We start from the raw sequence: 25,908 nt of genomic DNA, 5'->3' as shown, positions 1-25,908 counted from the left end.
TTACTAAGATGGATTTGAATCATTAGTAGTTTCAGGTTGGGTTTCATTAAGAATAAATTTTAAATATCCAAAATTTGGAGCATTACCCGTATTTTCAGTAGCTCCACTAACTACTATCTTATTTAATCCCTCTACTAGAGTTAATGTCTTTCTATCAGAAACAGTTGTATCTCGAGTAGCTCCTGTTGTTGCAAAGGTGTCAAAGGTTCTTAATGTAGTAAGATTTTCTGTAGACAATTGTCTTATAGTTACATTATTAGAAGACATATCTCCAGTACTGAATTTAAGATCTCTAGGATCTCGTGAAGCGAACACTCCTTTAATATAATAAGCACCTGCTTTTGGAGCATTTACATAAAATATGTAGTTTCTATTACTTATGTTGCTTGCTAATGGGAATTTTTGAACATTGTTCGTTGGAATCATCATATCATTACGAGAACTAGTTCCACCAACATACCCAATTAAATAATATTTTTGGTCCGAAACACTTTGATTATCTAATGTTAGACCTGTGCCACTATATTCAGCTATAAATGTTGATCAATCTGAAGCTAAACTATAACCGTTTAAAGCATCAACTGAAATTATTGTTCTATTATTTTGAGTTGTAACACTATTCCCAAAAATATCATCATAGATCTTATTTCAGTTATTAGGACTAGAAGAAAGATACATATTACCGATCATCGGACTTACTTTTTCTACTGGAACACTAAACTCAATTTTGTTTGAACCAAAATTTAAGTTAGCTAAAGTAACTTTAGCTACATTAATATCATTAACAGTTGGAGTTTTACCATTCATTGTTTGCTCACTACCAAAAGTGATCGCACTTGGTTTAGTCGCATCATTTAATTTATATTCTAGACCTAGTTTCACTTGATCACTAGTATTAACTAACTTATAAGGGAAATATAAATAACCTGTTGATGGTCCATAGTAAGTAAACTCTAAAGTATATTTAGCACCGGTACCAGCTAAACTATAAATTCAAGACACATTAGATAAAGGTTGTGCCATAGTTTGACCATCAACAGGAGTATTAGAAACACTTCTAGGTTCATCACCGTTTGTGAAAATGGTTCTCTGAGCATAATTTCAGTTAGGAATACTTGTTTGTCCATTAGCAGTTCCAGTTATATCAACGCTGTAACCTACAAAACTGTAGTTAGCAGGTTGTGATTTATTATGAGCTTCTTCAACTCCTGTAATTTTTTCTTTTACTAATACTTGCTTAACAAAACTATCAGCTAGTTTTGTTGCGTTTTCTTTTTGAGGATTTAATACTTCATCTTTAATTGCTTCAACAATCTTAGTATTAGCCATCATTACAGCAGATGCTGTAAGTGGATCTCCCTCAACTGGTTCTAACGTTTTAGTAGTAATTGCTTTACCTGCATCATATAACCCACTTAAATGCATCTTAATTCCAGCATATTGTGCAGCTGCATATGGAGCTAAAGTAGCAGTTTCATTACTTAAAGTCGTTTTTAATTCTTCATAAACTTTTACTAACTCGGCATGTTGTTCATCAAAGGTTTGTTTACTAGTAGCAGCTGTTCTAATTGCAGTTTCTAATCTAGTCTTAGCCTCATTAAGATTTTGTGTTGTTGATGATGAATTATCAAGAACAGTCTTAGCAGCATCATATGCTTTTGTTAGAGTGTCCTGTGTTTTTTTGTAGTCAACATACAATCCAAGATTCTTAGCTTTAGAATCAAATACAGTAGTTAACCCCATTCTTGCAGCAGCTAATTCTTGAGATGCAGCATTCATCATACCTTGTCCATCACCTGGATTAGTATCTCCACCATTCATACCACCACTAGGAGGATTTGGATTAGGTGTTGGTGTAGTACAACTAGCAGCTGCTAACATCACAAACGAACCAATACCTAATAAACTAACAAACTTTAATATGTTTTTTCTCTTCACTTAAAGTTAAGCCAATAACTTACGTTAAACACGTCTATTATTAATATAAGAATATATAAAGTTCAATAAGTAATAAATCTGCTTAATTTTCACTGATCAAACCAGCCCCAAACCCCAGAACTCATAAGAACTTCTTCTTCTTCTTCTTCTTCGAGAAACAAAGGCTTTTGTTGATATTTATACTTCAACCACAACTACGATTCTATAATTCCAACTAGTAAATAAAAAACACCAGAACTATTAATTCTAGTGCTAATAATTTTATTTAACTAACTTAGCGACTTATCAAAAATAAGTATTTACTTTTTTATTTTTCTGTTTTAACATTTTTGTTCTATACAACATAATTAAGATTGGTTAGACGCGCTACCAGGATTTTCTGCCATCGGAGCATTACTGTCAGAACTAGACATATTTGTGTTGGTATTTAGTGTAAATACCAAGTTACCAATGTAAGGAGTATCACTATTTCCAGTTCCTCCAATCACAACCTTATTTAATCCTTTTTGTAGATGTAGAGTTTTAATACTGTTTTGCGTAGCAGCAGAAGGTTGACTAGTACCACCACTAGTAGTATTAGTTGTAACAATATTTTTATTAGTAGCTGTATCAAATGTTCCTAGTGTATTTCAATCAGTTTGAGTCTTAACATTTATTGTAAGAGAGTTGTCTGTACTTTCAGTTGAACTTGTTGAGAATTTTAAGTTTCTGTTCCCACCTGAAAGAAGATATGATCCCTTAATAGAATAATCACCTTCTGCTGGAGCATTTACATAAATTGTGAATGTTCTCTTATCACCATTTACATTTGGAGACATAACGGTTTTTGGAACAGATTCAGCATCATTACGAGCATAACCGTTTCAACCGTTGATTAATCCAACTAAGTAAACGGTTGAAGATTTCATAGTAGTGTCTTGACTATCTTGGGCTTCATTCTTCAAATCAGTAAATTGACGAATGTATTATATATAACTAGCAGCAAGACTATAACCTTTTAATAAATCAACTGTTACAGCATTGTTTTCAGTAGCTAAACTGTTACCAAAAAGATCATCATAAATCTTTTTCATATTAGCTTCACTATCTGATGAAGTCAAATACATATTACCAATCATAGGAGCAACTTTATCTTTTGGAACACTAAATTCAATTGTGTTTTGACCAAACTTTAAGTCTGTTAGCGTAACTTTAGCTACGTTAATACCATCAATTGTTGGAGCTTCATTCATTGTGGTTGTTTCAGGTGTTGGTTGATCAGCAGAATTGGCTTCTTTAGTTGTTTCAGAAGAAGCAACTGCTGGTTGACTTGTAGATGCTGGTGTTGATGAAGATCTAGGCGCTACTTGTTGTTCACCTCTAGAATTTTCTGAAGATTGTTGTCCAGCTGGTGCAGGTTGAGTAACTGTAGCAGCTTTAAATTCAACTGCTGCTGGAGTAGTAGCCCCATTCAATGAATATTGAAGCGCTACCATATCTTTATCACTTTCTTTAACTAACTTATAGGGAAAATATAAATAGCCTGTTGATGGTCCATAGTAACTAAATTCTAATGTATATTTAGCACCTGTTCCAGTTAAACTATAGATTCATGAAACATCAGTTAAACCAGCAGAAGTTTCTTCAGATAATGGTTGGTTTTTCTTATTTACATTCGTTCAAACACTTCGTCTAGCAAAGTTTCAGGTAGGGTTAGTACCATTTTTTGCATTTGCAGTAGTATTTATATCGACACTAAAACCGACAAAGCTATAGTTACCTGGTTGAGGTGCCATGTTTGTTGTACCAGTAATATTTGTTTTGTTAATCGCTTGTTTAACAAAACTATCAGCTAGCATAGTAGCATTTTGCTTTTGTTGTGTTAATACATCTTCTTTAGTTGCTTCTCTAAGTTTTGTATTAGCATCAACTACTGCTTGAGTATCAAGTACAACCCCTTCAACCGTTTCTAAGGTTCTATTAGTAAGTGCTTTGCCTGCATTATATAATGCAGTTAAGTGCATTTTGATTCCGGAAAACTGTTCTTGCGTATAAACAGCTAGAGTTGTTTCTTCATTACTTATAGCCGTCTTAAGATCTTTGTATGCTGTTACTAATAAAGCATGTTGTGAGTCAAAAGTTTGTTTACTAGTAGCTGCTGCATTAATTGCAGTTTCTAATGTAGTTTTAGCTTGATTAATATTTTGTGTTGTTGAAACAGTATTATCAAGAACAGCTTCAGCTGCATCGTATGCTTTTACTAAAGTATCTTGAATTTTTGCATAATCAACATACAACTCTGTATTTTGACTTCTAGAGTTAATTAATGTTGTTAAAGCAGTTCTAGCGGCTGCTAATTGCTGAGCAGAATTATCTATTCCTCCGCCATTCCCTGGATTATTATCTCCGCCATTCATACCACCACCATTACTAGGAGGGGTTGGTTCAGGGTTTGGAGTTGGTGCTGGGTTTGGAGTTGGTGCTGGGTTAGGTGTTGGGTTGACTGGTGTAGTACAGCTTGCAGCTGCTAACATTACAAACGAACCAATAGCTAATAAACTAACAAACTTTAAAATGTTTTTTCTTTTCACTTAAAATTAAGCCAATAACTTACGTTCACCACGTCTATTATTGTCTAAAGAATATATAAAGTTCAGTAAGTAATAAATCGTGTTTATTTTCGCTGATCAGAGCATCCGCTAACTCCTAAACTTCTAAGAACTTCTTCTTCTTCTTCTTCTTCTTCTTCGATGTTTAAAGGCTTTTAGCCGTTTTATATAGTGAATACAACAACTAAATTGCTTATTTAAACAGAACAAAAAAACACCAGAACCGCTTTAACGATTCTGGACTAATAATTTTATTTAACTAACTTAGCGACTTATTCAAATATAAGTATTTCTTTTTTACTTTTCAGTTTTATCATTTTGTTATAAACCAACATATTTATGATTAAGCAGCAGCTTGAACACCATTAGATGAAGGACTGCCACTAGTTTTTGCTTCACTAGCCGTATTAGAATTAGAAGCAGGCATACTAGTGCTTAATGTAAATACCAAGTTTCCAATATAAGGAGTGTCTTTATTATTAGTTCCTCCAATAATAACTTTATTTAATCCTTTCATCAGGCGAATGGTTTTATTAGCAGTTTGCATAGCAGCTTGAGCACCAGTAGTACCATTCATAATATTTGTATTATTAGCAGTATCAAAAGTTGCTAATGTAGTTCAATTATTTTTACCTTTAAGATTTATTGCAACAGCGTTATTATCGCTTGTTGAGAATCTTAAATCTCTATTATCTTTTGTAAGATATGAACCACTAATAGAATAATTACCAGCTTCTGGTGCATTTACATAAATGATAAATGTTCTTTTATCACCGTTAACATTAGGAGTCATAACAGTTTGTGGAACGGTTGTAGCATCTGAACGAGTTTCACTACCACCAATTAACCCAATTAAATAAACGGTTGGAGATTTCATAGTAGCGTTTTCACTTACTTGAGTTTCTTTATTCAAATATGTAAATGCACGAATGTATTCTCGATAACTAGCTGCTAATCCATAACCTTTTAATAGATCTACTGTTACAGCATTGTTTTCAGCTACACTGTTACCAAAGATATCGTTGTACACTTTATCAAAATTATTAGGATTTGAAGAAAGGTACATATTACCAATCATTGGCGCTACTTTAGTAGAATCACCTGTTGGAACACTGAATTCAATTGTGTTTTGACCAAGATTTAAATCTGTTAATGTAATTTTAGCTACATTAATACTATCAACTGTTGGAGCTTCGTTCATTGTATTAGTTTCAGACATCGTCTTAGCAGCAGAACTAGAGCCTTGTTGGTTGGTTTCAGAAGCGGCTTCTGGTGATTGTTGTCTTGCAGGCGCTGCTGCTGGAGCTGATTGCTTTTGTTGTACTGTAGAACCAGGAGAAGATGCTGAACTCGCATCTGAAGATCCTGATTGAGTTGTTGTTATTTCTTTAGTTGCTGCAGGCTTAAATTCAATAGCTTTAGGAGCAGTTCTATTTAATGAATATTGAAGCGCAACTTTATCCTCTTTTTTAACTAACTTATAAGGGAAATATAAATAACCATTTGATGAAGCACCATAATAATCAAATGTTAAAGTGTATTTAGCATTTGTACCACTTAAACTATAGATCCATGATACATCAGTTAAAGGAACTGAATTCTGAGATTCGTAGGCTAAAGGAAGATTATTACCACCTGTATTAGTTCATACTATTCTTTTAGCAAAACTTCAGTTAGGACGAGCATTATTAGAACCTGTTGTTACGTCAACACCATAACCAACAAAGCTGTAATTTCCAGGTTATTCTTGATTATTAGTTGTATCAATTCCTGTTAATTTATTTTTAACTAAAACCTCTTTAACAAAACTTGTAGCTAAAGTATTAGCATTTGTTTTTCAGGTTTCAAGTTTTGAAACAGCATTACTAATATTAGTATTAGCTTGATTTACAACTTCAACTTGAGGGCTATTTCCCATCTTAGGCTGAAGTGTTCCTTCAACAAGCGTTTTAGCAGTTTGATATAAACTATCAAGATTGTTTTTAATTGCTGCGAATTCAGCAGTCATTACAGAATCTAAATTAGATTTTTCATTTTTTAATGTTTCTTTTAAAGCATTATATGCTTTGATTAATTCAGGATTTTTTTCATCAAAACTAGTTTTTGAACTTGCAGCAGTAGTTATTGCAGTTTCTAATCTTGTTTTAGCATTATTTACTTCTTGTAAAGTTGCATCAGATTTATCTGAAATTTCTTTAGCTGCAGTGTAAGCTTTTACTAAATCGTCTTTGATTTTTGCATAGTCATTATATAATCCAACTTTTTCAGTTTGACCATTTAATAAAGTAGTTAAAGCTGTTTTAGCAGCTGCTAATTCTTTAGCAGCTGCATTCATCATGCCTTGCCCATCACTTGGGTTGGTATTTCCACCAGACATACCTCCACCACCACCAGGATTTGGCTTTGGTTCAGGGTTTGGAGTTGGTGTTGGGTTAGGTGTAGTTGCTGAAGTACAACTAGCTGCAGCTACCATTACAAACGAACCAATACCTAATAAACTAACAAACTTTAAAATGTTTTTTTTCTTCACTTAAAGTTAAATTGATGAACTTAGATAAAAAGATATTCATCAAGAAAGAATGTATAAAGTTCAGTAAGTAATAAATCGGGTTTATTTTCGCCGATCAGACCAAACGAAAACCCCAGAACTCCTAAGAACTTCTTCTTCTTCTTCTTCTTCTTCTTCTTCTTCTTCTTCTTCTTCTTCTTCTAAAAACAAAGAGTTTTATTAGTTTTTATAGTTAAAACCGCACATCTTTATCAATCATTAAATAATCAAGCATAAAAAAACCAGAACCGTTTGATTGGTTCTGGACTAATAATTTTATTTAACTAACTCAGTGCTTCTGTAATATAAACATCTTATTTTTTAACTGGTTGTGCAGATTGAGAGCTTGCAATAGAAGTTTCTACGTTAGATGGAGAGTAAATGTTAAGTTACCGATAAATGGAGCATTTGTGTTATCTTGAGTTCCTCCACTTACAATAATTTTATTTAGACCTTTATTTAAGGTTAGAGTTCTTTTGCTTGCTGTATTTGTTCATGAAATAGTAGTAGTACCATCCATCTTAGTATCAAAGTGACCTAATATTGTTCAATCCCTTTGTTCTAAACCAAGGACTGTAACTTCATTATTACTGCTACTTGTACCGGTTGAGAATTTCAGACTTCTTGCTGTACGCGTTCCTTGTAAATACGCACCACTTATGTGATAGTTCCCGTTTACTGGTGCATTTACATATATTGTGAATGTTCTATTATCATTATCTACATTAGGAGAATTTTGAATATTCGTTGGACCAGTTGCAACTGTACGATCCTGATGACCACCAATCAAACCAATTAAATAAACAGGGTCAGAGGTTTGTACGCCATTATCTGTTAAACCAGTAAATTGACGAATATATGTTCTTGAACTAGTTGCAAGACTATATCCTTTTAATAGATCAACACTAACAGATGTTTGGCTAGCAGTTTGTGATGAAGTGTTTCCAAAAATACTATCGTAAATTTGCTTTTTATTTGCTTCAGCATTAGATGAAGTAATATACATATTACCAATCATTGGGGCAACTTTATTCATATTTCCTTCACCCGTTGGAACACTAAATTCAATTGTGTTAGAACCAAACTTTAAATTAGATAAAGTCACTTTAGCAACTTTAATCTCATCAACTGCTGGAGTTGGATTAGCTGTAGTATTATTTGCACTAGTTGAAGTGGCAAACTCAACTTGTTGAACATTTCCATTATTTAGTTTGTATTGTAATCCAATATTATTAGCATCAGCTGTTTTAACCAACTTATAAGGGAAATATAAATAACCAGTTGATGGACCATAGTTGCTAAAACTAAATTGGTATTTCGTGTTTGTTCCAGCTAAACTATAAATTCATGAAACATCAGTAATACTATTGGTGTTTGCAAGAATTCTACTTGAAGGTTCATCACCATTTCAAACCGTTCTTCTTGCATATTTATAATTAACAGGTGTTACATCAGCACTAAAAGCAACAAAACTATAGTTTGAAGGTTGAACATTAGTGTTTGTAAACATTCCTACAAAACTTTGTTTATTATTTTGAATCACTTCTTTAATAAAACTATTAGCTAATGCATCAGCATTAGTCTTTTGTTCATTAATAGTTGATAACGTATTATTAATATTCTTATTAGCTGTAGTAATCTCATTAGAATCTAAAAGCGTTCCCCCATTTAGTGGATCTAGTGTTTTAGTTATTAAACTACTAGCTTTATTGTATAGATCCACTAAATTATTACGAATCTGATTATAAGCAGTTGAAGCTAAACCTTCAAGGTTAGTAGCACGTTGTTCTAAAGTGGTTTTTAGTGCTTTGTATGCTTCAACTAAATTTGGGTGTTCATTATCAAAAGTCGTTTTATCCGTATTAGCTTGGTTGATGGCTGATTCTAAATTAGTTTTAGCCATATTTAGTTGTTCTAGTGTTGCATTAAGGTTATTGTTAACTGTTTCAGCTTCAATATAAGCAGATGATAAACTAGCTTCAATCTTAGCATAGTCTTGTAGTGAAGCTAATGTCCTTGCTTTAGCATTGATTAGATCAGTTAACTCCATTCGCGCTGCTTGTAATTGGGTTTGGCCATTATTTGGGTTTGAGTCTTTTTTAGTAATAGACATACAGCTAGAAATCCCAATACTAAGAAAGGATGTTGCACCTAACAAACTAATAGTCTTTAAGATAATTCTTTTTTTATTCATAGAATATTAAAATATATTATATTTTAAAATATTTACCAAAAATAAAAATAAATAAGCGTTTATTACTAAAGAATTTTGGTTGATAAGAAAAACCATTTTTTTAATTCTTTAGTTAATTTAACGGCTTATTTATTTAGGATTTTGTTAAAAGATTTTGTGTTTTTTTTTAAGCAGAGGGTTGATTTTGATTAGCTTCTTGCCCTGCTGGATTTTCAGTAGCTGCTGGTGGCATATATGTAAATGTAACATTACCAAAGAATGGAGTGTCATCACCATTAGAAGCACCAGTAACCACAATTCTGTTAAAACTTTCAGTTAGATGTAAAGTTTTGTGCGAGAATGATAAATTAGCATTACTAACACTTTGTTTATTAGTATCATCAGTACCGTTTTCTCTACCAGTATCAAACTGTCTTAAAAATTCCATCTCATTTTTTAAAAGATAACAGGTTGTTTATGTTTACTTGATTATTAGTACCAGTTTTGCCATCGATTGAGAAACTTAAGATTCTAGTACTAGCTGTATAATATTCACCCTTTAAATAATAATCTCCAGTTTTAAGAACATTTACATAAATGTAAATGTTCTCTTAGTTCCGCTATTACCTGGAGCTTTTTGAGGGTTGTTTCCAGTGTTAAATCAGTCACCATTAGTTTTACTACTCCGAACAATTGTTCCACCAACAAAACCAATTAAGAAACGTCTAATACTTTGAGAATCACTAATATTAGCTAACTTAGTGGTATATGGAACCATAAAAGTCGAATAATCAGCTGCTAGTGTATAACCTGTAACAAAGTTTATAGTAAGATCATTGTTATTAGAAGCTACTTCATTACCAAAGATATCGTTATACACTTTATTCTTAGCATCAGGAGATGAGCTAATGTACATATTCCCAATCATTGGTGTTACTTTAGTATTAGCTTCTTCATTAGTTGATGGAACACTAAATTCAATTGTGTTAGATCCGTACTTTAAATTTGTTAAAGTAACTTTAGCCACATTAATAGTATTAATTGATGGCATTGGGTTAACTTCCTCATTAGCAGTTGTAGTTTCAGCTGATTCTTGTGTACCATCTGTTTCAGCTGGAGCTGGAGTTGAAGCAGTAGCAGCCACTTCACTAAACTGAATCGCTACAGGATCTGCTTGATTTAATTTATATTGAAGCCCGACTTTATCACTAGTTTTAACCAACTTATAAGGAAAATATAAATAACCAGTTTGTGGGCAATAATAGTTAAAATTAAATGTATATTTAGTATTGTCACCAAATAATCCATAAACTCAAGAAACATCAGTTGCGTTTGGTTGATCTTGAGCCAACATTGTATCGTTTGCTCAAGGCATTCTTCTAAAATAATTAAAATTAAGAACTGATTGTTCCATTGGTGTTGTACTACCAGCAGCACCAGCACCAAGATCAACACTATAAGCACCAAAGCCATAGTTTCAAGGTTGAGGTTGATCATGAGTTGATTCAACCATTCCCAAACCTTCTTTAGTTAATGCATATTTATCAAATCCAGAAACTAACTGATCAGCGCTAGCTTTTGCATCATTAAGGATTCTTGTGTTGTTGAATCACCAAGACTTTGAGTTAAAATTTGTAGATTTTGCAAAACAGGTTTATTTACATCTTCAGCTGGAATCAATGTGTTATCCACCACTGTTTGTGCATTATCATATAGACCAGTTAAATGAGTCTTAATTAATTGATAATTCGGGTTTTCTAAACCTTCTAAAACCATTCCATGATTATTTAAAGCAGTTTCTAAATCATGATATTTTTGTATTAAATCACCATTCTCATTATTAAAAGTAGTTCTTGTTTGATTAGCTGTATTAAGTGCATTTTTTAATTGCCTAACTGCATCCCTTAGATTTTCTAACGACGCATTTTCATTATTTTGCACTGTTGTTGCAGCACTATATGCTGCCATTAAATTTTGCTTTAACTTAGCATAATCATTATATGATGATAATGTGTTAGTTTGTCCATTAAGTAAAGTTGCTAGAGAATTTCTTGTTGCTTGTAATTGCTCTGATTGGTTATTGTTGATATTGGGATCAACAATCGGGTCTTGGGGAGTTGTACCACTACTATTTCTTAAGTGTCTAGAGATGATTGAAGTACAACTAGCTAATGACAAGCTAATTAATAAGCTCACTCCAAGTAAGCTAACTGCTTTTAGTAATTTATTTTTTTTATAGCTTTAATTTGGTGGATTGATTTTAAAACAAGTGTTTAAGAATCAATCTAAATAGGTTAAAAACCCTTAGGATGATTGATTCTAAGTAATTTAAGCTTATCTTGAAAAAAAACAAATAGAGTGCTTTACTCTATCTGATTTTAAAGTGAATGGTGTAATCTTAAAATTTAAGATTTTTTAATCACTTTGTGAGTGATTGGTTGCTTTGGACCAGGAGTATTTGATTGTGGTGGTTGAACTGGTTTTTGGTGGGGTGGGTTTGATACTACTGGTGGTTTATTAGCATTCAAGTTATTTGTTGGAGGTGCTGTTGGTTTAGTCTTAGCTGGAGCACTAGCAGTTTCTTGCGCTGGAGGTGTTTGTGTTGATTTTGCTGGTGTTTGAAGTTGTTCTTGTTCACTTGAAGCTGGTTCAACATAACCAACACCATCAGATACAGCTACCATTGCGTGTCGAACAACTCGATCATATAATTTATAACCAGACTTCATTACCTTGCAAACATGATCAGCTGGATAGTCAGGATCACTTGCTTTATCTGAAGCACTCATATATTTTTCATCAAACTTATCACCAGGTTTGATATCCATTCGGTGGATATTAACACTTGCTAACCAGTTAACAAATGAGTTTAGTACCATCTTAAACCCACTAACGTAATTTTTAACAGCTGGGTCAAGTGAAGCAAACTCTAAAGCGATCTCTAATTGATCAACGATATTAATTGCTGAATCGATTGATTTTTCAATCGCATACTTCTTAGCGTTTTCAATCTCTTCTTTTTTACGCTTATCTAATTCTTCAATCCGATCGTTAATCTTTTGTTGGGCTTTAGATTCAACTTCTTGCACTTTAGTCTTGAAGTTTTCATTAGTTAACTCTAGGCGGTGGGTCAGGTTTTCAATGTAATTGTTAATATTATTAATTGCTGTTTCAATCTTAACAAACTCGTTGTACATTAATTGGTTAACAGCCTTAATCTTTTGGTTCTGACTCTTTGGGTTTTGCACGAAGTTTTTTAAATCATCAAGTGATGATTTAATTTGGATATTTTCATTAGCCAAATTAATATTATTAGGATCTTGTGCATTTAGTGTTGGTGCAGATTCACTAGTGGGATTACTAGAATCACTTGGTTGACTAACTTCTTCTTGAGCTGGGTTTTCTTTAACTTCTTTTTGCACTTCTTCGTTTTGATTCTTATGTTCTTGATTATTCATATTTAACATCTGTGATTAGTTATCTTTATTTCTTATTGGCTTTCTCACGAATCTTTTTTATATCATCTAGCGTTCTGATATCTTTAATCGTGTTTAAGACACGATTAAATGCTAGGTTTTGGTGAGCTTTTTGGTCGTTTAGTGAATCAAATCCGTTACTATCGTTTGATTGAAAGTTTCAATTTTGTTGTTCTTGTTGTAACTCTTGTTGGTTATACTTTAATTCTTTAATCTCACGTAAGGCTAACTTATTAAAGTGTTCAACTTGAACGTTTGGTAGTTTAGCTGCTTCTTCAAGCCCTAATGAACGATCATTACTCTTCATAATATCAGCATACACTACTTGGATGATTAATGAACCCTTATCATAATAAGTTTTCGTTTCTAGATCATAACGTGCATCTAGACCCATATCTTTAATGATCACTTGATCACCAACCTTAGTACCTGGAGGGATTCTTACATTAATTAACTTGTTAATCGTTGGTACTTTAATAATTCCCCCAATTGAAGCTAGGATCGGATCTACTAATGCTTTTACGTGGATATCATTATTCTTGATCACAAAGAAGTTAGATGGGATCACTTTAAAGACAACAGTTAGATCTCCCTTCAAATTATTTGGGAAGATATGACCAAATCCTGGGTAGTTAACTGAGATATTAAGTTGTGAGGTAATTGGTAACTTGATATCTAAAGTGATCGCTTCATTTGTATAAGATTTACCTAAACAGTTCTTACAAGGGATCCGAATCAGTTTGCCATACTGGTTACATACCATACATGATTCGACATTCCCTTCAACATTACGACAAGCTGGGCAAAGTTTGTATGGTTGACTTGAAGTTAGATCAATCCCTGTTGCTGAACAGTTATTACACGGAGTGTGTCTGGTGTATTTAATTCGTTTGATCGCATTATTAAATAATAATACTTGGTGAACTTCTACTTCTTTAACAACATTAATTTCAGTTAAACGTTCGATCTGAATTAAGTTTGGTTCTTGATACTTACTAGCTGGTGGTTGGCTACTTGGATTGGTTTCACTTAACCGCTTTAGTAATCTTGACTTAAAGTAGCTTAAGTCGTTGATCTTATTAGCAAGGTTCTTATTAGAACTATCATTACCTTCCATTTTTGCACCTACTTGTTTTCTTAATAACTTAATGCTGAAATCGTACATCTCTGAATCAGATGTATGCATCGGTCGCACTGGTTGTTGTAGTGGATCATAATCAACAGTTTGGTATTCTTCTTGATTCTCTTCTTGGTGTTTGATCAGATCATCACTTTCGATTTCATTAACTAATTGTTGATCAAAACTAAGATTTGAACTAACAATTGTTGGTTCGCTAATATTGATGAACTTCTTATTATCATCTTTTAGTTGATAATTTTGATCATCAGCAACACTAACATTATCAAGATTATTTTCAATGATGATCTCATTGAACTCAGTTGGTTGAGTTTGTTCGTTATTTAATAACTCTTCAATTGATAAGTAATCATCATCTTCTTTAGTAGTTGGTGTTTGTTCACCAAACAGTTCAGCAAATTCAGCCGCTTTCTTTTGTTCAAGTAGCTCTTCTTCTTCTTTTATAGCTTGAACGACTTGATCTTCAACCTTAGTAGATTCAACACTAGGTTGTTCTTCAACTTTTCGTTCACTAATTTGATTTTCTTCAGTAATCTCTAAAGTTGCTTGATCTTGAACTAACTGTTCAAGATCTTTAGGATCTTCTTGTTTGTATCAATCAATATTAGACTGAGTTGGTTCATCTAACTGATAATCCTGTGCTCAGTTCTCAACAGCTTTTTCTGGTAGTTTTTCTTGGTTTGTTTGAACTAGTTCAAATTTTAGTTCTTCTAAGTCATCAAAGTTGATCTCAACTAAATCATTCTTTTTAGTTGGTAACTCTTCAACTTCGATCTCCTTAGTTTTGATTACTGAAGGTGGAGTAATCATTGAACTATCATCAATTAAATTATCTTCAACTAACTCTTCAGCTGCTCGCTTTAATTCTTCTTGGATCTGATCAACTTCTTTTGGCTTTAATTGATCGGTTGGTTCAACTGGAGTTGTTGATATAGTTTCACTAGTAGGTTGAACAGCTTGAGTTGGTTGATTCTTAATTAAGAATGATAGATCATATAGGTTAGCTGTACCTAATGATGCTGATGATTTAGTTGAGAAGTCAACGATCTCTGGTAGATTTGACTCAACAAAAGCATCATCGATTTTCTCAGCTTTTTCTTCTTGTTGATCTTCTGATTTATCTTGAGTTTGTTCTAGTTCACTAACTTCAGTAGTTGGTGAAGTTGTTTCATTAGTTAGTTCAGTTGTTGTTAGTGCTTCTTCAGTTGGCTGTTCTTGCATTACTTTTAGTAATTGCTTTAGATCAAAAGTTGAAGTTGATTCAACTGCTGATGTTGGTTTAGTTTCAATTGTTTGGGTTGGTTGACTAACTTCTTCAGCTTTAGTTTGAGCAACCGATTCTTCTTCAGCTTCTTTTTGTTCTACATGAGCAACTTGTTCAGGTTGAAGTGGTTGTTCAACTTCTTTAGGAGCAGTCACTTCTAAAGTTGGTGAACTGATGATCTCAGCATCAGGGATCACATAATCATCTTCAGAATCATCTTGAGGTTTTGAATCTAAAGCTTCTTCTTCTTCTTGTTCAGATCTATCATCTTGTGGTTGAGCTTGTTCTGGTTCAACTTTTTGTTCAAGCTCTCTTGTTGAAATGAAGTTGTCATCATCATCAAAATACCCTTCTCAGATCCATTCATTATTCTCATCATAATGACCATAATCAGGGTTTCCAATAAACCGAGTTCATGATAGATCTTCTTCAGGTTGGGGTTCTGATTGAACTTCTTCATCTAAACCAGCTGTAAATGATGGTTCTTTATTATCATCAAATAACCGTTCACCATCATCAGTTGATTGCGTGCTAACTGATTCTTCTAATTGATCATCTAAAGTGTCATCAAACAATCTTGTTTCATTAGCTTGATTCACACTAGCACCAACATCGATGATCTCAGGTTCAGTTTCAATCGTTTTTGAAGCCTCTTTTGACTTGGCTCAAAAACCACCTTTTTTAGTCTTCTTTTTCTTCTTTTTAGATGGTTTGTCATCATCTAATCAATCACCATCAAAAGTGATATCATCAAACTCATCAGCTGCATTAATCGTTTCAAAGAACGAATTAAAAATGTTCGGATCAAAGTCTAGATCGTCTTCGCGATCAAGACCATCATGTCCGTACTTATCATAGCGTTCTTTCTTTTCAGGGTTAGATAGAACTTCATACGCTTCATTTATTTCTCTAAAAATGCTTTCAGCATTCGCATCATCCTTGTTCGTATCAGGATGGTATTTTTTAGCCAGCTTTCTAAACGCGCGTTTTATCTCTTGCTCTTCTGCGTCCCTGTCTATTTGTAATACTTCATAATAATCGCGTTTTTCTGCCATAAAATCTTCACTTTTAATCAACTAAAAGATTAGTAAACTGCTTATATACTTTCTCTTTATTATAACTAATAGAAATATAATAGATTTTAATATTATTTAATTTAATTTAATTTGGAGATAAAATCTTTTACGAAATAATAATACAATTCTTTGTTGATTGAATGGGGTGAGTGTGTTGCTTCGTCAATGATTCTAGTCGTTAAAAAGTTCGTATATTGATTGATATACTTAATTGTTTTAGTTGGTGGGATCACTGGATCGTTTTCGCCAAAGATTAATAAGACTGGTTTATTGTTTAAAGCTTTGTAAGCATTATCTAGTAAATTCTTGGATTTTAACGAGATTAGATTTAGTAATAAAGGGATCTTATCTTTGTTGGTTTTATAGATCTTTTTGATCCAACCAACTAAAGAGATTTGGTCAGAAAATTGGTCTTGAGACTTAAGTTCACTAAGAAAAGATCGACCGCCAAAAGATTTAAACGAGTCAAAGATTCGTTTTTTATCAAAAGCAAAGATCGCGGGGTTTAGTGGTGCTTCAAGAATTAGGGCTTTAATCTTTTTGGGAATTAGATAATTAACAATACTACAGATCCCTCCACCCATCGAATGACCAATCAAGATCAGATTATCAAGTTGTTTTTGCTTGATAAAATCAACAACAAGATCAGCAAAATAATTTAATTTCAGTTCTTGTTGTTCATCTACTTGTTTTTGGCCGTGTCCGGGTAGATCAAATGTGTAATAGTTAACTAATTGGTTATTTAAGCGCTTAAAAATCTCAGAGTGACGGTCATGAGAAGAGCTAAAACCATGCACAAAGATAGCATTATACTTATGCTTTTTTTTATTTATTTCGTGCGCAAAGAATGAATTAGTTAAACATACCATCGTTGTTTGCTACGATCTATTAGTGGGTTAATTAATGATAAAAAATAACTAGTTGTCTGAATCAAAAACTAATTGCACTTTTTTGGTGGTTAGTTTTTTATTTGGATCACTTGATCTTTTTTGATTCAGATCTTTTTTGATTAAACTGTTGTATTCATCACCAAAATCTTGATCAATAAATGTTAAGTTGAAATCATCAAGTTCATCATCATAAACTGCTGGTTTTTGATAACGTTTAATAATACTTGGTTTATGAACTTTTTCTTTATTAATTCTTTTATCAGTTTTAGTGATCTGAATTGGGCGTTCAAAATGTTTGTTGATCGAAGCTAAGATCTCCTTATCTTCTTCAAGTGACTGATTAAGATCAGATAGACTAAAAGTTTTTAAGATCTTTTTAGTGGGTAGTGGTTCATTTTCAAGTTCAGGTTCATAGATCACTTCTCCAGATAGATTAATATAATCTCTTGTTAAGCTATTAAGCTTATGTTCTAAATAAGGATCTTTGAACGAATTGTCTAGTTCGAAATCTTGGTAGTGTTTTTTAGCAATCTCACGGGTTTGTTCAGTTTTAATATTGATTAGTGAATCTGAACTGGCTTTAAGGATGGCAATATCACGTTTAAGATTAACAATCTCTTTGTCTTTGTTATTAACTGCTAAGAATAGTTCATTAATTCTTAATTGGTTAGCATGAGTAGTCTCAGCCATAATCTTAATTTGGGATAATAACTGAGTTAAGACCTGATCTTTTTTCACTAGACGTGCTTCTAGTTGGTGACTGATCTTAGTTGATAGTTGTTGGATCTTATGATCAAACCCTTCTTCAAGTTGAGTAAGCTGCTGTTTTTCTACTTCGTTTTTTTCTTCAGATTGTTTTTTCTCAATTAACTCTTTGTATTGGTTAGCTTGTTCATAAGCTTGCTTTATGATCGCTTCTGCTTGAGTGTTAGCTTTAGCTATAATCTCTTCTTTTTCTTTTTGCAGATTAAGTTTTTCAAGACTCATCTCTTGTTTGTGCGTCTTGATACTTTCTTGGATATTATTACTAATTAGTTCAATATCGATCTGTCTCCGATCTAAACTTTCGTTTAGTTCGTCTAGTTGTTTTGATCGTTCTTCTAATTGTTTTTTATACTGATCTAATTTTGAGATATTTGATAAGTAATGTTCTTGAACATCTTTCATCGCTAACCGGGTTAGTTCTGATAGATTACTAGTTAGTTCAGGTAAATCGTTTGCTTGAACTTTTATACTGGTCTCTTGAATCTGTTCAAAATTAACGGGTGTAGTTGCATCAATAATCTCTTGATCTGTAATCTCTTCTAATTGATCATCATGATAGATTGTTTTTTTAGTTACTAACTCTTCTGGTAAACTAGTTTTTTCAAACTGGTTATTTTGATCATCAATTAGATCAGATTTGATCTGTTTAACACTTGAATCATCCTCATCAAATTTAGCATTCATCACTTCACTTGTTGAAGGTAGATCTCTAGTAGGATCTTGTTGAACAAGTTGATCATCATCTAATAGATCAGTTAGATCGACTTGGGGTTCTTCTAGGGGTTGATCGGTTGATTCAAAACTATAATCACTATCGTTTTTGGTGATTAAGTATTCATCATCGTCTTCTTGAGCAGTTTTAGTAATAATATCAGTTTTTTCATTGGTTAATTCATCGATAGGTTTACTACTAAAACTTTGGGTTGGATTATTATCTTCAGTTGGTTCAGTTTTTGGTTCGATTACTTGTTCATCATCATGATCATTAATGTATGAACTTAAGTTTTTTGTATAAGCTTGGATTAGTTCTTGATCACCAAAATCTTGGCCAACAAAACGGGTTTTATCATTATTAACTGGCTTGTCTTTAGTTTGGTCTGTATTAGAACTAAAATATTTTGAGCGGTGGATTTCAAAATTTAGATCGTCTTCATCATTGTCATCATCTTGATGATCGCTTAAAACAGTTTGATCATCATTAACGGTTTTTTTAGCTTCTTGAGGTTTTTTCTTCTCTCAATTGTCATAATCACTAATGACATCATCCAAAAAGTCGGCATCATCATCAAATGATGATTTTTGTTTACTTTTTGTTGATTCATCATCATCAAGACCAAGCTCTTTAATAATATCTAAATCAAACTCACTAAGGTTGCTCATTTTTGGCCGTCGGTGAGGTTGACGTTGATTAAAGTAAAACCGGTTGCGTTTATTATTATTTTTATTATCCATCGCGACTATTCCCTTCAATAAGGGTTAATTATTATATTCTAATAAATAAAAAAGCCATTACACACAATTAAGATACTTAATGCTGCTTCATTTCTGACCTGACATGGTTCGTGTTAATTGTTGTAATGGCTAGATTATTTTAATATAACGATTATTTAAATTCACTAATTTCTTTATCTAATAGTGCTTTCTTTTTCTTATTAAGCTTCTTTTCTTTAATTCTCTTAGTGGCTTCAGAGAACTGTCTAGCTCATTGTGAATCTAAACCTTCATCCTCATCGATGTATTCAATGATCTTACCTTTAGTTGGGGTTGTTTTAGGTAATTCAATCGGTTCGTTTTTTAATGCTTTAGAACGTTTGTAAGTTGCATTAACTTGATCGATCGCTTTATTTAGATCGATGATCTTTTGGTTGGTTTTATCATCATCACTAGTTTGTAAAACCTTTTGTAGTGATAGTTGTGAAGCATTAATCTTATCTAGTTGTTCTGAGATTGATTTTGACACAGATAATAAATGATCATTATCGTTGTATTTTTTTACTAATAAATTATTTAATTTATCTAGATCTTTGTTTTCAGCTGTAAGCATCTCAACTTTAGCTGCTAACTCTTTAGCTCTTTCTTGTTCGACTTTAATTGCTTCATTAAGTTCGCGGTTAGTATAGATCACTAGATCATACTCAGACTTAATTCGTTCAAGCTCATTAGTTGTCAATTTAGCTGTTTCTTCAGCTTGGATTAAAGCGTTTTTCATCACTTCAACCTTGGTTTCATTGGCAATTAAGATCTTATCAACTTCGTTCTTATGTTTTTCATAAGTACGACCAACAGTATCTTCATACTGTTTAACTTGTTCTTTTAATTTAGTTTCTAACTGATTAAACTTAACCTTAACACCTTGTTTAATCCCATCATTAATTAGTTGGTTAACGATCTCAGGTTGATCTTTAATGAATTTCTTAAATTCATCGTCTTTGTGTTTTAGTTTATTTTTTAATTGGTTAAGTAGATAATCTTTTTCTTTGATCTTAGTTTTTAATTCAAAAGATAAAACTTCGTAGTTTCTTAAGATCTTTCTAACTTTTTCTATCTCTTCATAATAATCTTTAGTTCTTAGTGCAAGCTGATTTTCACTAACCAAATCACGCTCATAGATCTCACTAATTAACTTATTATTATCTTCTTTAAGTTCAGCTAACTTCTCTTTTAGTTTGTTGTAATAGCTTGAAACCTTTTCTAGTTTACGATCATAAAAATCTTTGATGTTATTGATTTCTTCATCAAAGATCTTCTTAGTTTCTTCTTGGTTTTTGACTAATTCTTCTTGATGTTTGTTTTTGATCGCTTCGATCTCTTTATAGTATTTTAGTTCTAATTCTTTCTTTGTTGCTTCGTATTCTGATGCAGTAACAATATGATCAAAATGTTTTGATTTCCCATTTTGAATAAACTCATTTTGTTCGTTTAAAAAAGCGATCCGTTCTTTTTCTAGTTCAGCTTTTTGTTTAGCTAATTCAGCTTTTTCTAGTTCTAGATTGGTAAAGTCTTTATTTAGAATCAACTTATCTAATTCTCTTTGTAATGGCGCCACTAGCTTGTAGCTCTTAATGAATTTATGTAGATGTTCTAATCATAATTCATCTGACATATGATTGCGTTTAGCTCGAAGATAGCTTCTTTTTGCACTTTCTAAAAAGTCGCGTAAATCATACTCAGAAGCTTGTGGGTGTTGTGCTAAAAATGTGCTGGTACAATATTCAGCTTTGTAATTATCAAAATCTTGAAGAATTTGTTCTTTTGAACTTTCATCAAAACTAAAAACTTTATCAGTATTAGACATCAAAAACTAAAATTTTATATAAAATATAAATATCTAAATTATTATATTATATTTAAAAATAAATGAATATATATGACCTAATTGTTTTAGGGGCTGGAACTAGCGGAATTTACTGTGCTAGTTATGGTGCTATGAAGGGGTTAAGCTCTTTAGTTATCGAGATGACCGACCGAATTGGTGGTCAACCAGCACACGTTTATCCCTTTAAAAAGATCTACGATTTTCCCACCGCTAATGGGATCTTAGCTAAGGATTTTGTTGATCAGTTGTACCAACAACAAAAACCCTACATTACTCAAGGGTTAATAACTTATTTACATAATACGACAATTCAAGAACAAAACTATTTAGATGATCAACAACTTTTTGAACTAAAGTTATCAGATAACCAACACGTTAAAGCTAAAAAAATTATTTTAGCCACTGGTAATGGTGGGTTTGAACCAATTAAATTAAAGGACGAACTAATCCAAGATCAAAACCTTGATTGTATTCATTATAAGATTAACGATCTAACTCAATACCAAAATAAGGATCTATGTTTTCTAGGTGGGGGTGATAGTGCTGTTGAATTGATAAATCAACTAGCCGATCTAAAGATCGCTAAATCACTATCAATCATCCACCGCAACCACAAATACCGTGCAGCTCAAGCATTGGTTGATCTAATTAATAAAAAACCAATTAACCAATATCTTGATCAAACGATCGAACTGATCAAAGATAATAAGATTAGTTTTAAAGATAATCAAAGCGGTGAATCAACCCAATTAAACTTTGATTATCTGATCGTTCAATATGGTTTAAAACCATTAAAATCACTTGAGTGTTTTGATCATCTAGAACAAGATTTAAATAATAATTTTGTGATCAACCATCACCACCAAACCTCAGATCCTAATATCTATGCAATCGGTTTAGCTAGTAATTTTAGTAAACGGCCTAATCTGATCTTATCAGGTATGTATGAAGCAACAGTAGCAATCAAACATATCAATGATACGATCAACCCTTATCTTAGAGCAACTGATTACTTGCTTAAAGAATAAGGATTTGGTTTAGCACAATAATAATTAAGAAGAAAGTTTATGTTTAATAAGATCAGAGTTTATAGTGAAATTGGCAAACTAAGAAAAGTTTTAGTTCACACTCCAGGTAAAGAATTAGATTATGTTACCCCACAAAGATTGGATGAACTCTTATTTAGTTCTTTACTTAACCCGATCAAAGCTAGACAAGAACATGAAACTTTCATTAAGTTATTAGAAGATCATGATGTTGAATGCGTGCAATTATCAACTTTAACAGCACAGACATTTCAAGCAGTAAATAGCAAGATCCAAGAAGAGTTCATCAACCGTTGGTTAGATGAATGTCTTCCGGTTTTATCTGAGATTAATCGTCTTAAGGTTTATGATTATCTAAAAAGTTTAGCAACCAACCCACAAGTTATGATTCGCAAGATGATGTCTGGGATCTTAGCTAAAGAAGTGGGGATACAATCTGAAGTTGAATTAGTAGCAGATCCAATGCCCAATCTGTATTTTACAAGAGATCCGTTTGCTAGTATTGGTAAGGGAATCACCTTACACTCAATGTTTCATCCAACAAGAAAACGCGAAACGATCTTTGCTGATTTTATCTTCTCCCACCATCCAGAATATAAAAATGCACCTAAATACTATTCAAGAGAAGATAAATACAGTATCGAGGGTGGAGATCTATTTGTTTATGATGATAAGACCTTAGTGATCGGTGTTTCAGAACGAACTGAGAAAAAAGCAATTCAGTCATTAGCTGAAAAATTAAGGCAAAATGATGAAACTAGCTTTGAAAAGATCTATGCAATTAATGTCCCTAAGATGAGTAATTTAATGCATTTAGATACTTGATTAACGATGCTAGATTATGATAAGTTCTTATACTCACCTAATATGATGGGAGTATTAAAGATCTGAGAGATCGATCTGATACATCCAACTTTAATTTGAAGAGAGTTAAATGAATCACTAGAAGGGTTTTTATCAATGGTTATTGGTAAAAAAGCGACTTTAATTCCGGTTGCTGGTGAAGATTCAACCCAAATTGAGATCGATGTTGAAACCAACTTTGATGCGACTAACTTTTTAGTGATCCAACCAGGTGTTGTTGTTGGTTATGATCGCAATTATAAGACTAACCAAGCGCTAAGAGATGCTGGTGTTAAAGTTATCAGTTGGAATGGTGACCAATTATCATTGGGGATGGGGAGTGCGCGTTGTATGAGTATGCCGCTATACCGAGATCCGATTAAAAAATAAAAGGTGAGCTTTAAACTAGGGCACGAAAAATTGACAAATCAATTTTTCGTGCCCTAGTTTATCAAATATGCTTTTTTTTTAAGAAAAAAGTTAATGCAATCGCACATTATTTTCATAGAGAAGTAATTTATGAAGCATTTAAAAAGTTAAGTAAAATATAAAAAATACTTTTTTAAGATATTAGAGAAGATTTAAGTGAGAAGAAATTTACAAAGGGATTGGTTAAAGATACAAGAGACTTTATGGCCTTAGTAATTAAAGGAGTTCAATATTTGTTAAATCACTCCTGAGATTATCGAACTTTTAAAGAATTAAGTGAATATTAGAAAGGAATAAAAATGCAAAATAAACAAAAAATGTCAGATTTATATAAGGAATATGAAAATTTACTCATGAATTTAAGTAAAACAATATTTTTTGGCTGAGCTGTAACTCATTATTTAAAAAACCCAAAACTAAAAGATACTGGGTTGGAAGAGTTCTACAAGAGTAATGCTCTAGTTGTAAAGGGTAAAATGTTTAAAGAAAATTACATTGATGTGCGAAAAGAAGAACATCCAGCTATTTGTGGTGGAGTGAGTGAATATCTTACAAAAATCAAACTTGCCAGAAACTTGAATGTTGATTTAGAAGAACTTAAATTTTTTGATGATGTTAAGAAACAAAAATACAAAAATTTGAGCGATGAAGATCTAGCCTTTTATTTATATGAACCAGATATTATTTATAGATCTGGTATGGGTTATACAGAGGAAATCAAAGAGCATAAAAATTTAATAATTAATAAGGCGAGAATATTATCTGATATAGCTCTAAAACTGATTTACTCGAAATTTCCTACCATTACATCTATTGATTTTCACCCAGCAGGTCATGTTTTATACAAAAACAAGCTGGTGATTAAAGGTGATTCCGATTTACTGATTAACAATTGTTTAATTGATTTCAAAACTAAAAAAGACGCTTCTATTTCTCTTGAAGACAGAGCACAACTATTTGCTTATTCAATAAATAAATATGCAAGAGATGGAGAGGAGTACGATAAAGTTTACGTTTTAAATCCACGTTACAATTATATCGTTGAATTAGTGAGAAACGACTAACAAGAATTGAGTAAAATAAATACGCCATCTAACCATAATGGAAAGATGGCTCTTTTTTTGTTTTTGAGAAAAATTAAAAACTATAAATAAAAATAAAGGTGTTAAAAAATATTCTCAATGAGAGGATATTGCTTGAGTGACCTGTACTAATGGAGATTACACTCAAGACAAAATTGAGATTGTCCATATTTTGTGTCCCAGTTTACTTAGAATAAAAAAGCTCATCTTTTATTTTTAATAGAGAAATTAGTTCCAAGATAAATTCAGAGTTAGTTATCTGTTTTAAAAACCTAAGAAATTTTAAAATTATTTTCTTCTTTTTAAGATAAAAAGACATAGCTTTAACGGAGGAGAAAATGAAGAAATTAACTACAAGTGATAAGAACAAAGTTCACGGTGGGTTTTTTGCTAACGCATTAGCTACTGGAACACTTATTAGTCAGATGTTTCTAGGCTCGATTAGTAAAACAGCAGTTAGTATAAGTAATATCGTCAACGATATTAAAAACCAACCTGATTCCAATGGTTATTTTGTTGAGGTGACCAATCAAACCCAGCAAAGGCCTGTTAGTTCAAGCTTTGCAAGCTCAAGAGCGCGTTATTCATTCTTAAGCCCTTATGCTTCAGCAATCTATGCAGGATTTTAATAATTAACTATGCCCAAAAAAGCATCATCAACTACTAATAGTAAGAAAACTACTACAAGAAGATCAATAAAAACAACTAGTGAAGAACTTTCTGGTGTTATTCCATTGGCTAATGAAGCTAAAGTGGATATGAAGATAACCACTAAGAAAACAAGAACTAGAAAAGTTAAAACTGATCCTGATCTTAATTCAAGCACATTAAAGCAAATACTTGGAGGAATCGATGATGATTTAGGTTTTGGTTTATCAAATTTTGCGTTTGCTGGAGGTAATGTTGACGATTTAAAATCTGTCACAGCTGAAATTAAATCATCAAAAAAAGCCAAAACAAAAAGCCCTAAACTTGGTACTAGCTTATGAAAACTTGGGATCGCTGCAAATGTTGCTGGAGATTCAATCTCATCGGCTATCGAAGATTTTTATAACATTTATAAGCAAAATACTACAAAGCCACCACTAGGGTATGCTGAAGCAGTTGATAACTCAATCTTTGGTCAATACCGAAACCGCGATGGGGGATTTAAGTATCTGAACAATTGGACTAATATCTATAAAAACTACAATGAACCTGATACGAAAATTCCAACATTAGAGCTTCACAACAAGTATTTAAAGCTTTTTGATCATTAACTAAGCAAACCGTTTTTATTTTTTTTAACTCGTATTTTTTAAGTGTTTAGCTATTAATCAAGATAATTCAGTCAAAA

The 25,908-nt window shown here is 32.3% G+C and carries 14 protein-coding genes, 1 other RNA gene and 3 pseudogenes; 5 read left to right on the top strand and 13 right to left on the bottom strand.

Annotation, left to right across the window (positions count from 1 at the left end):
• Positions 1 to 3: 3 nt before the first annotated feature.
• From D2833_RS01940 to D2833_RS01870, 13 genes and pseudogenes are all read right to left on the bottom strand, one after another.
• Positions 4 to 1,938, bottom strand: a complete 1,935-nt coding sequence (locus tag D2833_RS01940) for an FIVAR domain-containing protein (protein ID WP_117274004.1) — start codon at positions 1,936 to 1,938, stop codon at positions 4 to 6.
• Between the two features lie 347 nt (positions 1,939 to 2,285).
• Positions 2,286 to 4,508 (bottom strand): annotated as a pseudogene (locus D2833_RS01935) (hypothetical protein).
• Positions 4,509 to 4,869: 361 nt separating this feature from the next.
• Positions 4,870 to 7,056 (bottom strand): annotated as a pseudogene (locus D2833_RS01930) (hypothetical protein).
• A 379-nt stretch (positions 7,057 to 7,435) separates the two neighbouring features.
• Complete coding sequence (locus tag D2833_RS01925) at positions 7,436 to 9,268, bottom strand: FIVAR domain-containing protein (RefSeq protein WP_117274001.1); 1,833 nt, start codon at positions 9,266 to 9,268, stop codon at positions 7,436 to 7,438.
• Between the two features lie 166 nt (positions 9,269 to 9,434).
• Positions 9,435 to 9,695: a hypothetical protein gene (locus tag D2833_RS04350; RefSeq protein ID WP_011113579.1), complete on the bottom strand. Its 261-nt coding sequence runs from the start codon at positions 9,693 to 9,695 to the stop codon at positions 9,435 to 9,437.
• A pseudogene (locus D2833_RS01905) lies at positions 9,664 to 10,760 on the bottom strand (hypothetical protein). The gene D2833_RS04350 and the pseudogene D2833_RS01905 overlap by 32 nt, the downstream one beginning before the upstream one ends.
• Before the next feature lie 44 nt (positions 10,761 to 10,804).
• Positions 10,805 to 11,443 (bottom strand): FIVAR domain-containing protein, encoded by a 639-nt coding sequence (locus D2833_RS01900; RefSeq protein WP_011113577.1) that lies wholly within the window; start codon positions 11,441 to 11,443, stop codon positions 10,805 to 10,807.
• A 209-nt stretch (positions 11,444 to 11,652) separates the two neighbouring features.
• Complete coding sequence (gene grpE / locus D2833_RS01895) at positions 11,653 to 12,705, bottom strand: nucleotide exchange factor GrpE (protein WP_231992510.1); 1,053 nt, start codon at positions 12,703 to 12,705, stop codon at positions 11,653 to 11,655.
• A gap of 25 nt (positions 12,706 to 12,730) precedes the next feature.
• Positions 12,731 to 16,201, bottom strand: a complete 3,471-nt coding sequence (topJ, locus tag D2833_RS01890) for a terminal organelle assembly protein TopJ (protein WP_027333189.1) — start codon at positions 16,199 to 16,201, stop codon at positions 12,731 to 12,733.
• 80 nt (positions 16,202 to 16,281) lie between these two features.
• A complete protein-coding gene (locus tag D2833_RS01885) occupies positions 16,282 to 17,070 on the bottom strand; it encodes an alpha/beta hydrolase (RefSeq protein WP_011113574.1) in 789 nt (262 codons plus the stop codon).
• A gap of 48 nt (positions 17,071 to 17,118) precedes the next feature.
• Positions 17,119 to 19,326 (bottom strand): coiled-coil domain-containing protein, encoded by a 2,208-nt coding sequence (locus D2833_RS01880; protein ID WP_011113573.1) that lies wholly within the window; start codon positions 19,324 to 19,326, stop codon positions 17,119 to 17,121.
• Between the two features lie 28 nt (positions 19,327 to 19,354).
• Positions 19,355 to 19,442, bottom strand: an RNA gene (gene ffs / locus D2833_RS01875) — signal recognition particle sRNA small type.
• 17 nt (positions 19,443 to 19,459) lie between these two features.
• Positions 19,460 to 21,151, bottom strand: coding sequence for a coiled-coil domain-containing protein (locus D2833_RS01870; RefSeq protein WP_231992504.1), 1,692 nt, complete (start codon positions 21,149 to 21,151; stop codon positions 19,460 to 19,462).
• A 62-nt stretch (positions 21,152 to 21,213) separates the two neighbouring features.
• Here D2833_RS01870 and D2833_RS01865 point away from each other — a divergent pair, with 62 nt between their 5' ends.
• From D2833_RS01865 to D2833_RS01845, 5 genes are all read left to right on the top strand, one after another.
• Positions 21,214 to 22,200, top strand: coding sequence for an NAD(P)/FAD-dependent oxidoreductase (locus D2833_RS01865; protein WP_011113571.1), 987 nt, complete (start codon positions 21,214 to 21,216; stop codon positions 22,198 to 22,200).
• A gap of 39 nt (positions 22,201 to 22,239) precedes the next feature.
• On the top strand, positions 22,240 to 23,451 hold the full coding sequence (locus D2833_RS01860; protein ID WP_011113570.1) for an arginine deiminase: 1,212 nt from the start codon (positions 22,240 to 22,242) through the stop codon (positions 23,449 to 23,451).
• Between the two features lie 338 nt (positions 23,452 to 23,789).
• Positions 23,790 to 24,554: a hypothetical protein gene (locus D2833_RS01855; protein ID WP_027333191.1), complete on the top strand. Its 765-nt coding sequence runs from the start codon at positions 23,790 to 23,792 to the stop codon at positions 24,552 to 24,554.
• Between the two features lie 356 nt (positions 24,555 to 24,910).
• A complete protein-coding gene (locus tag D2833_RS01850; protein WP_011113568.1) occupies positions 24,911 to 25,201 on the top strand; it encodes a hypothetical protein in 291 nt (96 codons plus the stop codon).
• Positions 25,202 to 25,210: 9 nt separating this feature from the next.
• A complete protein-coding gene (locus tag D2833_RS01845; protein WP_027333192.1) occupies positions 25,211 to 25,831 on the top strand; it encodes a hypothetical protein in 621 nt (206 codons plus the stop codon).
• Positions 25,832 to 25,908 lie beyond the last annotated feature (77 nt).

It is taken from the genome of Mycoplasmoides gallisepticum, from assembly GCF_900476085.1.
Classification (GTDB): Bacteria; Bacillota_I; Bacilli_A; order Mycoplasmatales; family Mycoplasmoidaceae; genus Mycoplasmoides; species Mycoplasmoides gallisepticum.
The sequence above is the reverse complement of the archived record's forward strand: the minus strand, read 5'-3'. Positions and strand labels throughout refer to the sequence as shown.